The sequence below is a fragment of the Xanthobacter sp. 126 genome (assembly GCF_000526175.1).
In the GTDB taxonomy this organism is placed as follows: Bacteria; Pseudomonadota; Alphaproteobacteria; order Rhizobiales; family Xanthobacteraceae; genus Xanthobacter; species Xanthobacter aminoxidans.
In genome coordinates, this window is the sequence record NZ_JAFO01000001.1 from 3,639,967 (window position 1) to 3,655,957 (window position 15,991).

At 67.2% G+C, this 15,991-nt stretch carries 6 protein-coding genes; all 6 read left to right on the plus strand.

The features are described 5' to 3' along the window. The first annotated feature begins 72 nt into the window (after nucleotides 1-72). Nucleotides 73-8,634 (plus strand): glucoamylase family protein, encoded by an 8,562-nt coding sequence (locus XAN126_RS0117365; RefSeq protein WP_024279855.1) that lies wholly within the window; start codon nucleotides 73-75, stop codon nucleotides 8,632-8,634. Between the two features lie 87 nt (nucleotides 8,635-8,721). After that, a complete protein-coding gene (locus tag XAN126_RS0117370; RefSeq protein WP_024279856.1) occupies nucleotides 8,722-9,141 on the plus strand; it encodes a CopG family transcriptional regulator in 420 nt (139 codons plus the stop codon). 93 nt (nucleotides 9,142-9,234) lie between these two features. After that, a complete protein-coding gene (locus XAN126_RS0117375; RefSeq protein WP_024279857.1) occupies nucleotides 9,235-10,485 on the plus strand; it encodes a PHB depolymerase family esterase in 1,251 nt (416 codons plus the stop codon). Between the two features lie 1,264 nt (nucleotides 10,486-11,749). After that, a complete protein-coding gene (locus XAN126_RS0117385; RefSeq protein ID WP_245272273.1) occupies nucleotides 11,750-12,241 on the plus strand; it encodes an RNA polymerase sigma factor in 492 nt (163 codons plus the stop codon). Nucleotides 12,242-12,269: 28 nt separating this feature from the next. Beyond that, the gene (locus XAN126_RS0117390; protein ID WP_024279859.1) at nucleotides 12,270-13,241 is read left to right on the plus strand and encodes a FecR domain-containing protein; all 972 of its coding nucleotides are present in this window, start codon (nucleotides 12,270-12,272) and stop codon (nucleotides 13,239-13,241) included. Between the two features lie 110 nt (nucleotides 13,242-13,351). Continuing rightward, nucleotides 13,352-15,847 (plus strand): TonB-dependent siderophore receptor, encoded by a 2,496-nt coding sequence (locus XAN126_RS0117395; RefSeq protein WP_024279860.1) that lies wholly within the window; start codon nucleotides 13,352-13,354, stop codon nucleotides 15,845-15,847. Nucleotides 15,848-15,991: the final 144 nt, after the last annotated feature.

Below are 15,991 nucleotides of genomic sequence, written 5' to 3' on the forward strand. Positions count from 1 at the left end.
CGAAGCTGCGCACATCGACAGCGCTTTCCGCACGGCCGATCGCCGGCCGCACCACGCGGCAGAAAGGTCCATTTGCTTTCCCTTCTTCTCAGTGCCTTCGGGCGCACACCCGCATCCTCCCCGTGGGATCAGCAACCCATCCGCGAGGAACTGTTCGGTTCAGAACGGCTTGAAGAGCACGCCCGCAGCCTTGCGTCCGCCCAGATGGTGGAACCGCGGCTCGCCCGGGGGCACGCGCTCTCCGCCCGCCTCGCCGACAATGGCGCCACTCTGCTGGCCGCTCACCGCGCCATCGCCACATCCGTCGCGGAAGGCGGTGCCATCACCCCGTCGGCGGAATGGCTGATCGACAACTATCATCTGGTGGAAAAGCAGATCCGGGAGATCCGCTCCGATCTGCCGCCGGGCTACTACCGCCAGCTTCCCAAGCTCGCCGGCGGGCCGTTCGCGGGGTATCCGCGCGTGTTCGGCGTGGCATGGGCGTTCGTGGCCCATACCGACAGCCGTTTCGATCCGGAGATGCTGACGCGCTATCTCACAGCCTATCAGGAGATCCAGCCGCTCACCATCGGCGAGCTGTGGGCGGTCTCCATCACCTTGCGGATCGTGCTCATCGAGAATCTCCGGCGCCTAGCCGAGGCGATCGTCGACGACCGGATCGCCCGGCGCGAGGCTGATGCTCTGGCCGATCGGCTGCTGGGCGTCGGCGGGACACCCGGCGAGCCGGTCGAACGCGTGCTCGGCAAGCATGAGCAGGGCCAGATCGCCGACGCCTTCGCCGTCCAGCTGGTTCACCGGCTGCGCGATCAGGACCCGCGGATCACTCCGGCTTTGGTCTGGCTCGACCAGCGCCTGGCGGCGCGGCACACGACAGCCGACACGGTGGTGCGCGACGTGCACCGCAGCCAGGGCGCGGCGAACGTCACCATCCGCAACATCATCACCAGCCTGCGGCTGATCTCCGATCTGGACTGGCCGGACATCTTCGAGCGCACCAGCCTCGTCCACGCTTTGCTGTCCGCCGGAAGCGCCTATGACGCCATGGACTTTCCGACCCGCAATCTCTACCGGGACGCGATCGAGCAGCTTGCGCGCGGATCCCGGCGCAGCGAACTCGACATCGCCCGGGAGGCCATTGCCGCGATCGAGCGGACCTGCGCTGCGCATCCCGATCAGGAGCCGCTCCCGCGTGACTGCGAGCCCGGCTATCACCTGATTGGAAGCGGACGGCGCGCCTTCGAACGTCACGTCGGATTTCGCCTGCCCATCCGCAATATCTCCACCCACCTGAACCGGGCTTTCGGTGTCGGCGGCTATGTGGCCGCCATCGCCATCGCGGCAGCAGTGCTTCTGGCCCTGCCGCTTCTCGCCCTCGGTGCCGCCGGCGTCGGTGCTGCACAGCTCTTTGTTCTCACTCTGCTCGGATCGGTGCCGGCCATCGATGCCGCGGTGGCGCTGGTCAATCGCGCCATGAGCTTCGGCTTCGGGGCAACGGCCCTGCCGGCGCTCGAGCTGCGCGATGGCGTTCCCTCCCATCTGCGCACCCTGGTGGCGGTGCCCACCCTGCTGACGAGTCCCGCATCCATCGCGGAGAATGTCGAACGGCTGGAGATTCATCACCTCGCCAGTCCCGAAGGCGACCTGCATTTCGCGCTCTTGTCCGACTGGACCGATTCCGAGACGGAGCATGCTGACGGCGACGACGCCCTGCTCGCCGAGGCTGCGGCCGGGATTGCTGCTCTCAACGTGCGCTACGGGCCCGCGCCGGGCGGTGCCCGGTTCGCCCTGCTGCACCGGCGGCGGGTGTGGAATGCGGGCGAGGCGCGCTGGATCGGCTGGGAGCGCAAGCGCGGCAAGCTGCATGAGCTGAACCGCCTGCTGCGCGGCGCCGCCGACACGACGTACGTGGACATTGCCGGATCTCCGCCGAGCCTGCCGGATGACGTGCGCTATGTGGTGACGTTGGATGCCGACACCCGGCTGCCGCGCGACACGGTCCGCCGGCTCATCGGCAAGATGGCCCATCCGCTCAACCGACCCCGCTTCGATGCGGCGGCGGGGCGCGTCGTGGAAGGCTATGGCGTGCTGCAGCCGCGCGTGACGCCGTCTCTGCCCATGGGTGAGGAAGGCTCCCTGTTCCAACGCACGTTTTCCTCCATGAGCGGCATCGACCCCTACGGCTCGGCCGTGTCCGATGTCTATCAGGACCTCTCGGGCGAGGGCTCCTATGTCGGCAAGGGCATCTACGACGTTGACGCCTTCGAGGCCGCGCTGAACGGGCGCGTGCCGGATTCCACCCTGCTCAGCCATGATCTGTTTGAGGGGGTGTTCGCGCGGGCTGGACTCGCCTCCGACGTGGAAGTCGTGGAGGAGTTTCCCGCCCGCTACGACGTCAGCGCCCTGCGGCGGCATCGCTGGGCGCGGGGCGACTGGCAGCTTCTGCCCTGGATTCTCGGACGCGGCCCCAAGCTTCCCGGCGCCGCCCCCGGTTTCGACACCATGCCCGTCATGGGCCGCTGGAAGATGCTCGACAATCTGCGCCGTTCGCTCTCGGCGCCGCTGGCCGTTGCGGCCCTGGTCGCCGGGTGGACGCTGCCGTTCGCCGCCGCGCTGTTCTGGACCGCCGCCGTGCTCGTCACCCTGGCGCTGCCGCACTTCATTCCGGTCCTCGCGGCCATCGTGCCCCGCCAGCGCGGCATCGCAGCCGTCAGCCATCTGCGGGCCCTGCTGGCCGACCTGCGGCTGGCGACGCTGCAATCCATGCTCAATGTGGTGTTCCTCGCCTACGAGGCCTGGCTGATGGGCGATGCCATCGTGCGCACCCTGTGGCGGCTGCTGGTCACCCGCAGCCACCTGCTGGAATGGGTGCCCGCCGCGCAGGCGAGCCTTGCCCGGCAGCTCGACCTTGTGGGCTCCTACCGCCGGATGGCCGGAGTTCTGGTCATCGCAGCGGTCGGGGTGGCTGTGGCCGCCGTCGCGGGAGAGGGCGCCTGGCCGCTCGCGGCCGTGTTTGCCGTCGCGTGGGTGGCATCGCCGGCCGTGGCGTACCGTATCAGCCGCGCACCCCACCCCGCGGGCCAGCTGGAAATGTCCGACGCCCAGGCCCAGACTCTGCGGCTGACCGCGCGGCGCACCTGGCGGTTCTTCGAGACGTTCGTGACGGCCTCCGACCATCATCTGCCGCCGGACAACTTCCAGGAAGACCCTGCGCCCGTGGTGGCGCACCGCACGTCGCCGACAAACATGGGCCTCTATCTTCTCTCCATCGCGAGCGCCCGCGATTTCGGATGGCTCGGCACGGGCGCCGCTTTGGGGCGGCTGGAGGCGAGCCTTGCCACCATGGCGCGGCTTCCCCGCTTCCGCGGCCATTTCTTCAATTGGTACGATACCAGCGACCTGCGCCCGCTGGACCCCAAATACGTCTCCACAGTCGACAGCGGCAACCTCGCCGGGCACCTCATCGCGCTCGCCAACGCGCTCAACGAGTGGAAGACGTCCGCGCAGCCCATCGCCCAGCGTCTGGCCGGCATCGCCGATGCGCTGGACCTGACCCGCGAGGAGGCTGGCCTGCTCGCGGACGGAAGGCGCACCCAGACGGTGACCCTCCCGCAGCTGGACGAGACCCTCGCTGCCCTTGCCGCCGGCGCGCGCCGGGCCTCACACGCGGACGAGGACCCCGCCCTCCGGCTCGCCGAGCTTGCCGCCGGCGCGGATACGATGATGGATATCGCCCTCGCCCTCGCCACCGAGCGCGGCGACGCTGCCGGCGCGGACATGCTGTTCTGGGCGCGGGCCAGTCTCGACATCATCGCCAGCCATCGCCGGGACATCGCTTACAGCCAGACGCAGGACGCCGCGCTCGCCTTCCGCCTATCCGCCCTCGAGGATGCAGCCCGCGCCATGGCGCTTGAGATGGAGTTCGGCTTCCTCCTCTCCCGCGACCGCAACCTCTTGTCCATCGGCTATCTGGTGGCGGAGGGGACGCTCGACCCCAGCTGCTACGATCTTCTCGCCTCGGAAGCCCGCCTCGCCAGCTTCTTCGCCATCGCCAAGGGGGATGTCCCAGCCAAGCACTGGTTCCGCCTCGGGCGCTCGGTGACGCCCATCGCCCATGGCGGCGCGCTGATCTCGTGGTCGGGCTCCATGTTCGAATACCTGATGCCGTCGCTGATCATGCGCGCACCGGCCGGCAGCCTGCTCGACCAGACCAACCGGCTCGTGGTGCGCCGGCAGATCGATTACGCGGCCGACCTGCGGGTGCCGTGGGGGATTTCCGAATCCGCCTACAACGCCCGCAACCTGGAGCTCACCTACCAATATTCCAATTTCGGCGTTCCCGGCCTGGGGCTGAAGCGGGGGCTGGGCGACAATCTGGTGGTCGCGCCCTACGCGACCGCTCTTGCCGCCATGGCCGACCCGATCGCCGCCTGCGCCAATCTCGCCCGGCTCCGGGAGGCCGGCGGCCGCGGCCGCTACGGCTTCTACGAAGCGCTGGACTACACCACGAGCCGCGTCCCTGTGGGCGCGCGGCATGCCGTGGTGAAGGCCTTCATGGCGCACCATCAGGGCATGACCATCGTCGCCATCGCCGACACGCTGATGGGCGGCATCATGCGCGCGCGCTTCCACGCCGAGCCCCTGATCCAGGCGACGGAACTGCTGCTGCAGGAGCGCACGCCACGGGACGTGGCGGTGGTGCGCCCCTGGTCGGCGGACGGGCGGTCGACGGCCCGCACCCGCGATCTGGATCCGCCTGCCGGCCGCACCTTCACCTCCGCCCGGCAGGCAACGCCCGCCACCCACCTGCTGTCCAACGGGCGCTATTGCGCCATGTTGACGGCCGCGGGCTCCGGCTACAGCCGCTGGGGCGACTTCGCCGTCACCCGCTGGCGGGAGGATCCGACCTGCGATGATTACGGCTCCTATATCTTCATCCGCGACGTGCACAGCGGAGAGGTCTGGTCGTGCGGAGCGCAGCCGAGCGGCGTCGAGCCGGCGGCCTATCATGTGACCTTCCACGAGGACCGCGCGGAATTCGTGCGCCGCGACGGCACGCTGGAGACATCGCTGGATGTGCTCGTCTCCGCAGAGGACGATGCCGAGGTGCGTCGCGTCTCGCTCTCCAACGCGGGCACCCGTTGGCGGGACCTGGAGATCACCTCCTACGCCGAGCTGGTGCTGGCGCCCCAATCCTCCGACATCGCCCATCCGGCCTTTTCCAAGCTCTTCGTCGAGACCGAATACCTCCCCGACCTCGGCGCGATCCTCGCGACGCGCCGGCGGCGCTCGCCCGGCGAGCCGGAAATCTGGGCCGCCCATTTCAGCGTGCTAGATGGCGAGGCCGTGGGCGGGCCGGAGATCGAGACCGACCGGGCCCGCTTCCTCGGTCGGGGCCACGGCGTGCGCGACCCTATCGCGGTCATCGACGGGCGCCCCCTCTCGAACACCACCGGCAGGGTGCTGGACCCGATCTTCGCCCTGCGCCGGCGCGTGCGGATCGAGCCGGGTGGCATGGCGCGGGTGGCATTCTGGACCATGGCCACGTCCACCCGCAGCGCGCTGCTGGACGGCATCGACAGGCATCGCGACACTGCCGCCTACAGCCGCGCGGCAACCCTCGCCTGGACGCAGGCCCAGGTCGAGCTCTACCACCTCGGCATCACCGCGAGCGATGCGGCCACCTACCAGCGGCTCGCCGGCTACGCGATCTACGCCGCGCCGACGCTGCGCCCTTCGTCCGACACTATCCTGCGCGGCGGGGGGCCGCAGTCCGGCCTCTGGGCGCAGAGCATTTCCGGCGACCTGCCTATCGTGCTGCTGCGCATTTCCGATATCGAGGACATCGATGTCGCCCACGAACTGCTGAAGGCGCACGCCTACTGGCGCATGAAGCAGCTGGCGGTGGATCTGGTGATCCTCAATGACCGCCAGTCGTCCTACGTGCAGGATCTGCAGATCGCCATCGAGGCCCTCGTCCGCACCAGCCGCTCGCAGCCGCAGGCGGAGCGGAACGGACCCACGGGACGGGTCTTCGTGCTGCGGGCCGATCTCATTCCGGGGGAAACGCGATCGCTCCTGTCCTCCATCGCCCGCATCGTCCTCGTGGCGCAGCGCGGCAGCCTCGTGGAGCAGCTGGATCGGATCAGCGAAGCCGAATTCGCCGCCAGCGCCCCGCCCAAGCGTCGCGTGGTGGTGCCGGAGCCGCCGCCCATCGCGCCGGAGCTGGAATTCTTCAACGGCCTTGGCGGCTTCGCCGACAATGGGCGCGAATATGTGACTGTGCTCGGCCCGGGTCGGTCCACCCCGGCGCCGTGGATCAATGTCGTCGCCAACCCCGCGTTCGGCTTCCAAGTGGCCACCGAAGGCAGCGGCTGCACCTGGGCGGAAAACAGCCGGGAGAACCTGATCACCCCCTGGTCCAACGATCCCGTCACCGACCGGACCGGCGAAGCTTTCTACCTGCGCGACGATGAGACCGGCGCCGTCTGGACCCCGACCGCCTTGCCCATGCGCGACGAGGCGGCGACCTACGTCGCCCGGCACGGCCGCGGCTACAGCGCCTTCACCCATGCGGCCCATGGGATCGCCAGCGAGCTCATCCAGTTCGTGCCGGTGGACGGTTCGATCAAGATCGCGCGCCTGAAGCTGCGCAACCTGACACCTCGCCCGCGCCGGCTCTCCATCGCGGCCTATGTGGAGTGGGTGCTTGGTCCGTCGCGGACGGCAACTTCTCCGTTCGTCACCACTGGCATCGACGGCGAGACCGGCGCGCTGTTCGCCCGCAATCCCTGGAACGGGGATTTCGGCGCCCGCGTGGCCTTCCTCGACATGGCCGGGCGCCAGACCGACTGGACGGGCGACCGCAGCGAATTCGTCGGCCGAAACGGCACCCTCGCGGCGCCCGCGGCGATGCTGCGGGGCGGACGGTTCTCCGGGTTGGTGGGGGCGGGTCTGGACCCTTGCGGCGCCATGCGCACCACGGTTGACCTGCGCCCCAATGCCAGCGCGGAAATTGTCATCCTGCTCGGCCAGGGCGCCGATACGGCCGAGGCCCGCGAACTGATCGCCCGGTTCCGCGCCGCCGACCTCGACGCGGTTCTGGCCGATGTGACCCAAGGCTGGGACGCCATCCTCGGCGCCGTCGAGGTCCGCACGCCCGACCGCGCCATGGACATCATGCTGAACGGCTGGCTGCTCTACCAGTCGCTGGCCTGCCGGGTATGGGCGCGCTCGGCCTTCTATCAGGCGAGCGGCGCCTACGGCTTCCGCGACCAGTTACAGGACGGCATGGCCCTGGCGCCGCTGCGTCCCGACATGACGCGCGCCCATCTCCTGCGCGCCGCCGGGCGGCAGTTCGTGGAGGGCGATGTGCAGCATTGGTGGCTGCCCCATTCCGGCCGTGGCGTGCGCACCCGCATCTCGGACGACCGGGCCTGGCTCGCGTATGCCACCGCCCACTATGTGAAGGTGAGTGGCGACCGGGCGGTGCTCGATGAGGCGGTGCCCTTCCTGGAAGGACAGAGGCTCCATCCCGGCGAGCACGAGGCCTTCTTTCCGCCCAGCGTCTCCGATCAGTCTGCATCCCTTTTCGAGCACTGCGCCCGCGCCCTCGACGAAAGCCTCGCGCTGGGCGGCCACGGCCTGCCGCTGATCGGCACCGGGGACTGGAACGATGGCATGAACCGTGTGGGCGAAGGCGGCGAAGGCGAGAGCGTCTGGCTCGCCTGGTTCCTGCATGCTGCGCTGACAGCGTTTGCGCCCCTCGCTGAAGCAAGGGGAGAGGATGGGCGCGCCGCGCGATGGCTCGCGCATGCGAAAGGACTTCAGGCCTCGCTCGACCGTACGGCGTGGGACGGCGAATGGTATCGTCGCGCCTTCTTCGATGATGGCACCCCGCTCGGCTCGGCCCTGAGCGAGGAATGCCGCATCGATTCCATCGCGCAGTCCTGGGCGGTGCTTTCCGGCGCGGGCGATCCCGCGCGGGCGGTCCGCGCCATGGCGGCCGTGGAGCGGGAGTTGATCCGGCCGGGGGAAGGGCTGGCGCTGCTGTTCACGCCGCCCTTCGACAGGACGCCGCTGGATCCCGGCTACATCAAGGGCTATCCGCCGGGCATCCGCGAGAATGGCGGCCAATACACCCATGCGGCGCTTTGGTCCGTGATGGCGTTCGCGGCCCTGGGAGAAGGCGACAAGGCCGCGGCCCTGTTCTCCATGCTCAATCCCATCAACCACGCGCGCACTCGCTCGGACGTGGTGCGCTACAAGGTCGAACCCTACGTGCTCGCTGCCGACATCTATTCCGAGCCGCCCCACGCGGGCCGCGGTGGCTGGACCTGGTACACCGGCTCCGCGGGATGGATGCAGCGGGCGGGGATCGAGAGCATCCTCGGATTGCACAAGGAAGGGGACATGCTGCGCCTCGATCCCTGCATTCCGCGGGACTGGCCCGGGTTCGATCTCACGATCCGCCATGGCGCGGCGCGCTATCGCATCACCGTGGACAATCCGAAGGGGGTGAGCCGGGGCATTGCTTCGGCAACCCTCGACGGTGTTGCACTGTCCACAAGCCCGCTCCTCATCCCCCTGGGCGATGCAGCCGGAGACTTTGCCGTCGACGTCTGCCTCGGTGCCTGACGGGACAAAATGGTTCGCCTGAGCCCCTTGCATGGGGCGACCGGCAGGACCATCTACCATCCACACAGATGGTCTAGGGATGGAAAAATGGCCCAGAAGGTGCAGGAGCTAAGGCCGCGGCAGGCGGAGAGCGAGAAGATCACCATCAACCTCGGTTACGTGGACCTGGGCCAAGTGGACCTTCTGGTGCGCGAAGGGTTTTACTCCAACCGCACGGATTTCATCCGCACCGCCATCCGCAATCAGATCGACCGCCATGATGAGGCTCTGAAAAAATCGCTGAGCCGGCATCAGCTGGACCTGGGTCTGCGGCGATATAGCCGCAAGGATCTTGAGGCCGCGCACAATTCCGGCGAGATGCTCCATATCCATGTGCTCGGCATGGCGGTCATCGAGGAGGATGTTTCGCCTGAGCTGGCGCGGTCCACCATCGCCTCTCTGCAGATTCTCGGGGCTCTTCAGGCCAGCGCGGGTGTCAAGGCGGCGCTGGCCGATCGGATCTGCTGACGACCTGAACTCGCCAATGCTGGAGAATTCCAGCCTTTCACCGCAGGGCCGGCTCCTGCGCTTTGCCCGAATGAACTCGTGGAGCCGCACCAGATGGCCAGACAATTCAAGATCGACGTGTTGGAAGCCACACGCCTCACCCGCCAGGGCCGGCTCGAAGAAGCCATGACCGTCCTGCGTGACGGCCTTTCCAACTCCCCTGACACCGATCGGCCTGCCGAAGCGGACGCGGGCACACCGATCGTCGACCTCGTTCCGCCTTCGCCGGAAACCGGCAGCGCCTGGACTGCGCCTGCAGCCACAACGGCTGGCCCTGTCCACGTCGACCACGTAGCCGCCCGGCCCGCCTCCTGGCTGGACGGAATGCTGGATCTGGTCCTTGACGCCAGCCCCTCTGCCCGCCTCAAGGCGAGGAGACCGCGCGTGGCCACGCAGGTGCCGGTGCCGGAAGGTGCCCGCTTCGAGGAACGCAGTTTTGCCAACCACGCGGGCCGCCGATCCTACAAACTCTATGTACCCCGGACCCTGGCAGCTGAGGCGGTGCCGCTCGTGGTGATGCTGCACGGCTGCACCCAGTCCCCGGACGACTTCGCGGCCGGCACGCGCATGAACGAGCTAGCGGAGGAGCACGGCTTTATCGTCGCTTATCCAGCGCAGAGCCATGATGCCAACGCCTCCGGCTGCTGGAACTGGTTCAATGCGGGCGATCAGAAGCGCGACCGGGGCGAGCCCTCGCTGATTGCCGGCATCACGCGCCAGATCATGGACGAGTTCCCGGTCGACCCGGACCGGGTATTTGCCGCCGGCCTGTCCGCCGGGGGTGCGACGGCAGCGATCATGGGCGCGACCTATCCCGATCTCTTCCGCGCCATCGGTGTGCATTCCGGACTGGCGTGCGGTGCCGCCCGCGACATGCCTTCCGCCTTCGCAGCGATGCGCCAGGGCGGCAGTCCCGCGGCGCACCGCAGCGATGGGGTCGTCGTGCCCACCATTGTCTTTCACGGTGACGGCGACAGGACGGTCCACCCGGTGAACGGCACGCAGGTGGTGGCGCAGGCAGCCGCGCAGGCGCAGGGGGAAATGAAGTTCCGGACGACGGTCACCTCCGGCCAGTCTCCGGGCGGCGTGGCTTACACCCGGGAAGTGCACAGCGATGCCACGGGACATGGGGTGCTGGAAAACTGGGTGCTCCACGGCGCCGGTCATGCTTGGTCCGGCGGCAGCCCGTCGGGATCCTTTACCGATCCGAACGGGCCGGACGCGAGCCGCGAAATGGTGCGCTTCTTCCTGAAGAGCAGCCGCGCCGAGCGCAGGCGGCCGGCAGCGATTAGACCTCGGCGATGATGGGGCGAGATATGCGTGATGCCCCCGTCACGCTCTCGGCCTCGCCCCATCGCATTCCGCGCGCCTCGACTGGATGGGGGCCTACTGCCATGGGCATGGCTCGCGGTCGATCTCGCGAGGCGCACGTCCAAGAAAGACGACATGGGCTCCGCGTATTTCCCGAATCCACGTCGTCTTCCGGCAGGTGGGGAGCGTGGCTGGCGCGGCATCGGGCCAGACCTGCCCGTGCTTTCTTCCATCGACTGGCGAGCGGCCGCCCTCTCCGCGATGGCTATGCTCGCCATGTTCCGGCTCAGGCTGGGGATGCTTCCCACCCTTGCGATATGCGGCTTGGCGGGAATGGTGCTTGCAGCGCTGGGCTAGGTGAGCCCGGCCGTCGGTCCCGGCGGCACTGCCCTTGTGGACAAGAAGGCTATCTCCGCGCAGATCTTGAACCGGATATGGGAGGCGGCCTGAGTGGCCGTCGTTCTGTCCCTTCGCGCCAGATCCCGGCGATTCGCCGGATAGTGCCATCGAGGAGCATCGCTCCGATTTGTTGGCATTTGTGTTGGCACCAACTTGATATAGGACTGAAATTTATAACTATTTTCAACTAGATATGCGAAATTAAGGTGCCCTCACCCGGCACCAATTCCCTATCTGATGACGTCGATAATTCAAACAAAATCAACGGACTGAAAGCCCCGCCCGTCGGAGGCCGCCTTTGCGCATCTGCTGACATCGTCAGGTGCCAACAAATCCGCATGCCAGCAATCTGGCGCGTTCTGATGCCCTCTTTCGTTCCCCCAAACCCCAGCCGTGCCCCGTAAAACTGTCCGACGGAGGCGGCCTCCACCCGCTCGTGACGCCCGCCAGCGGCCGTCTTTGGTGCTTGGCGGACCGATTCGATGGCGGCTGGGGACTACCAAGCACTCGCTCCACGAGTGGAGGAAGCGGAACGGCAACGACGTCCTCGTCCGACAGCCCGTCGTCGCTGGTGACAGCCAATGCTGCCGGGGATTTCGCGGCAACTCAACTCGCGAGCGCGCCACCGATGATCCGGTTGGAGGAAAGCGCCCCATATTCGAATAATTCAAATTATTATCTGAATGCAAACATCTCTCCTCTCGACCATCCTCCATCAGTTTTGAGCGACTATTTATTATAGTTCCAAATCAACGTGATTGATCCCTCAGGTCAGAACGGATACCTCCTCCATACTCAATTCAAATATTTCTCCTGCCCCACCACGATGACTGCGAGACCTGATGCCGCCGGCGATCTGATGCTGGCTTACATGCGCCAATGGCACGACCTGCGCGGGCACCTCAGCAGGCGCGTGGGTTCGCGAGACCTTGCCGAGGAGGCGCTCCAGGAGACCTGGCTGCGGCTCGCCGGCATGGGGCAGGCGCGGGCGGAGGTGCGCGACTGCCACGCTTTCCTGCTGCGCATTGCGGGGAACATTGCCATCGATCTGTTGCGGCGCGAACGCCGTCATGTCGCCCGACAGATCAGCAACGAGACCGTCCTGCGCGAGATTGCCGACGCCGCCCCCTCCCCCGAGGCCTATGCCCTGCACCGCGACGAATTGCGGGTGCTGGTGGCCGCCCTTGCCGAGTTGGCGCCGAAGCCTCGCGCCGCCCTGCTGCTGAGCCGCTGCGACGGGCGGACCCATGCCGAGGTCGCGGCGCACCTGAAAGTCTCCGAAAGCATGGTCGCAAAATATCTGGTGCAGGCTCTGCGTCACTGCCGCGACCGCCTGAGGGCATTGGGCTAACCTCAAGGGTTCGTTGAGACATACCCGCATGACGCACACGCCGCCCCAGTCCTCCGCAGCGGTCGCCCGCCCCTCCATCGCGGCGAGCGATCGCGCCATTGAATGGGTCGTGCGTATGCATTCGGGAGCGCCGGAGGCGGAAGCGGAAGCCCGGGCCTTCGCCCGCTGGCGCGCGGAAAATCCCGAGAACGAGGCGGCAGCGCGGGAAGCCGAGGCGCTCTGGCATGGGCTCGGCGGTGCTGGCGTCCTGGCCCGGGACGCGAAGCGCAAAGCGTCGCGGGAGAAGATCACGCGCCGCGCGTTGATCGGCGGCGGCGCCTTCACCGCCCTGGGCCTCGGTGCGCTTGCAGCCGGCACCGTCCGCGATCGCCTCGCAGCGGATGTCGCGACCGGCGTCAACGAGGTGCGGACAACCGAACTGCCGGACGGCTCGCGCGTCCTGCTCAATGCCAGTACGGCGCTGGCGCTCGATTTCAGTGCAACGGAGCGGGGTGTGAGACTGCTGTCCGGGCAGGCCATGTTTACCGTGGCGCGCGATCCGGCGCGGCCGTTCGTCGTCACCGCGGGGGATGGGCGGACCCGAGCCATAGGCACAGCCTTCGACGTGGACATCCGGCCCGATGGCGTGGTTGTGACGGTGATGGAGGGCGTCGTCGCCGTGGCGACGGCAACCGGCGGAGTAGGTGCCATCCTGCGCGCCGACCAGAGCCTGCGCTACGACGGACGCGGCCGCGTCATCGGTCCGCAGGCGGTGAATGCGGATGCCGCAACCGCCTGGCGGCGCGGGAAGCTCATCTTCGATCGCCGCCCCCTGGTGGAGGTGGTGGCAGAGCTTCAGCGTCACACCCACGCGCGCATCATCATCGCCGGCAACCGCCTCAAGAGCCTGGAAGTGACGGGGGTGTTCGAGTTGGACGACCCCAGTGCCGTGCTGGAAACCATCGAGCAGACGCTCCCGGTGCGGGTCGTGCGCCTGCCGCTGATCAACGTCATCCTCTGATTGGAAAAAAGTCGCCCGCACCGGTGCAAGGTCGCCGGGCTGGCTTCGTCCTTGTCCTTGAAGGTCCTGAACGGCGGCGTGCTGGCGGGCCGGCCTCAAGGAGAGAGACGATGGCGGCGGTTGGGAATGGCGCCCGGCGACGGGCGCGCGGAGCGTTGACACGAACGGCATGGCTGACGGGTGCGGCCATCTGCGCCCTGGTCGCGACAGCCTCGGCCAGTCGTGCGCAGTCTGGCGAGGCGCCCCCCGGCATCGCCTTCAGTATCCCTGCGCAGGATCTCGGCAGCGCGCTCACGACCTTCGCCGACAAAGCCGGCGTACGCCTGCTGTTCCCGTCTGGTCTGGTGGCTGGGCGCCGCACGCCCGGGTTGACCGGCACCTATTCGCGCGATGCCGGACTGGCGCGCCTGCTGGCAGGCACCGGCCTCGTCTACCGCTTCACAAGCGCCAACACGGTGACCATCACGGCGCCTCAGGCGCAGGGCGCGACAGGGGCCGGCGAGGCATGGCTCGGCATGGTGGATGTGCAGGGCGAGGACACCCAGCAGGTGGTGGCGCTGGAGACCTCGGCCGGAACCAAGACCGAGACGCCCCTCATCGACACCCCGCAATCCATCAGCGTGGTGACGCGGGCGGAAATGGACCAGCGCGGCGTGCAGGACTTCAATTCCGCCGTGGCTTACACGCCGGGCGTGCGGGCGGTGGACTATCCCGGCGGCCAAGGCATGCCGGACATCTACATTCGCGGTTTCCGCGCGATCGACCAGAATGCCAATTTCCGCGACGGCCTGCGCAACGGCTTCAATAATTATGACGCCGACATCGAGGTCTATGGCCTCCAGCGCCTGGACGTGTTGAAGGGGCCGGCCTCGGCTCTTTACGGCGCCGGCACGCCGGGCGGCATCATCGATGCTGTCACCAAGCGCCCGACATCCACGCCGCTGCACGAGATCGAGATTCTCGGCGGAAGTTACGACCGCATCCAGGGCGCCTTCGACATCGGCGGACCGGCGACCGAAGACGGAACCTGGCTCTATCGCCTCACCGGCCTGGTCCGGGACAGCGGCACCCAGATCGACTATTCCCCCGACAACCGCATCTACATCGCACCTGCCGTCACATGGCAGCCGAACGCCAATACATCGCTTACCCTTCTCGCCAATTACCAGAAGACGGAAAAGGGCGGCTCCGAGCAGAGCATTCCCATGGCCAACAGCCTTTTCCCGCTGGGGCCGAAGATCTCGCCCAGCCTCTATCTCGGCGCCCCCGGACTGACCAGCTGGAACGTCGAGAACACCTCCGTCGGCTACGAATTCAAGCACAGGTTCGAGAATGACTGGCAATTGGTCCAGAATGCCCGGTACGCTCACGCCGATGTGGACTATAACTCCGCCTGGGGCTGGGACTGGCCCATCGCGGTGGTCGACAACAAATACTACAATGTGGGCGTTCAATTGCGGCCCAAGGTGGCGGACAGCTTCCTCATCGACACCCACCTCTCCCGCGATTTTCAGACTGGGCCGCTGACACACAAGATCCTGATCGGCATCGACGGGGGGTGGTACAACTCGACCGAAACCCGCACGAACTCCACCAATTACAACTCCATCAACATTTTCGCGCCGAACTACAACTTCATCTACACATTCGGTCGTCCCTGGTCGGACAGCGAGAGCACCATCTCCCAGATCGGCGTCTACGCGCAGGACCAGGTGACCCTCAACAACTGGCTGCTCACCTTGAGCGGGCGTCAGGATTGGGTGCGCAACGAAGAGGCCAACTATTATTCCCGCACCCTCCTCGCGGACTCCGGCCTCACGGACCAAATCGCGGCGGCCAATTATTCTGCTTTCACGTGGCGTGCCGGTCTTGGATACAAGTTCGACAACGGCGTGATGCCCTACGCCAGCTACGCGACCTCCTTCCTGCCGGTGGCCGGGACGGACTTCCGGGGCCAGTCCTTCAAGCCGACGACCGGCGAGCAGTACGAGGCCGGCATCAAGTATGAGCCGCAGGGCTGGCGGGCCCTGTTCACGGCATCCGTCTTCCAGATCACCCAGCAGAACGTGCTCACCACGGATCCCGTCAACGTGGGCTACTCGGTGCAGGACGGCGAGGTCCGCTCGCGCGGCATCGAGCTGGAGGCGAAGGCCAATATCACCGCCAATCTCGATATCATTGCCTCCTATACCTATCTCGACGCGGTGGTGACGCAGGCCAACCCCAACGAGGCGGGCATCAGCAAGGTGGGCACCGCGCCGTCAGGCGTGCCGCACAACAGCGCCGCCCTCTGGGCCTACTATACGTTCCGCGAGGGCGCGCTGGACGGGCTCGGCATCGGCGCCGGCTTGCGCTACGTGGGCAGTTCCTGGGCGGTGATGAACGAGACCAACGGCGGCCAGGTCGCCATTCCCGGCTATACGCTGGTGGACGCCTCGCTCCGCTACGACCTCGGCAAGCTCAATGAGCAACTGCGCGGTGCCACCTTCTCGCTTTCGGGCACCAACCTTTTTAACATGGAGTATTATACCGCGGGCTTCTACGCCAACTCTGTCATCTACGGCACCCGACGCACCATCTACGCATCCCTGAACTATCGCTGGTAGGCGGCCGGCGTCATGCCCAGCCCGATCTTTGATACCAAGCGCTGGGACCGGAAGACGCCGGACGCCGCCCTCGACAAGGCGACGGGGCTGCGGCGACGGCGTAGAAATCACTGCACCATCGCGTCCGTCTCGTCCCTCGTGGCG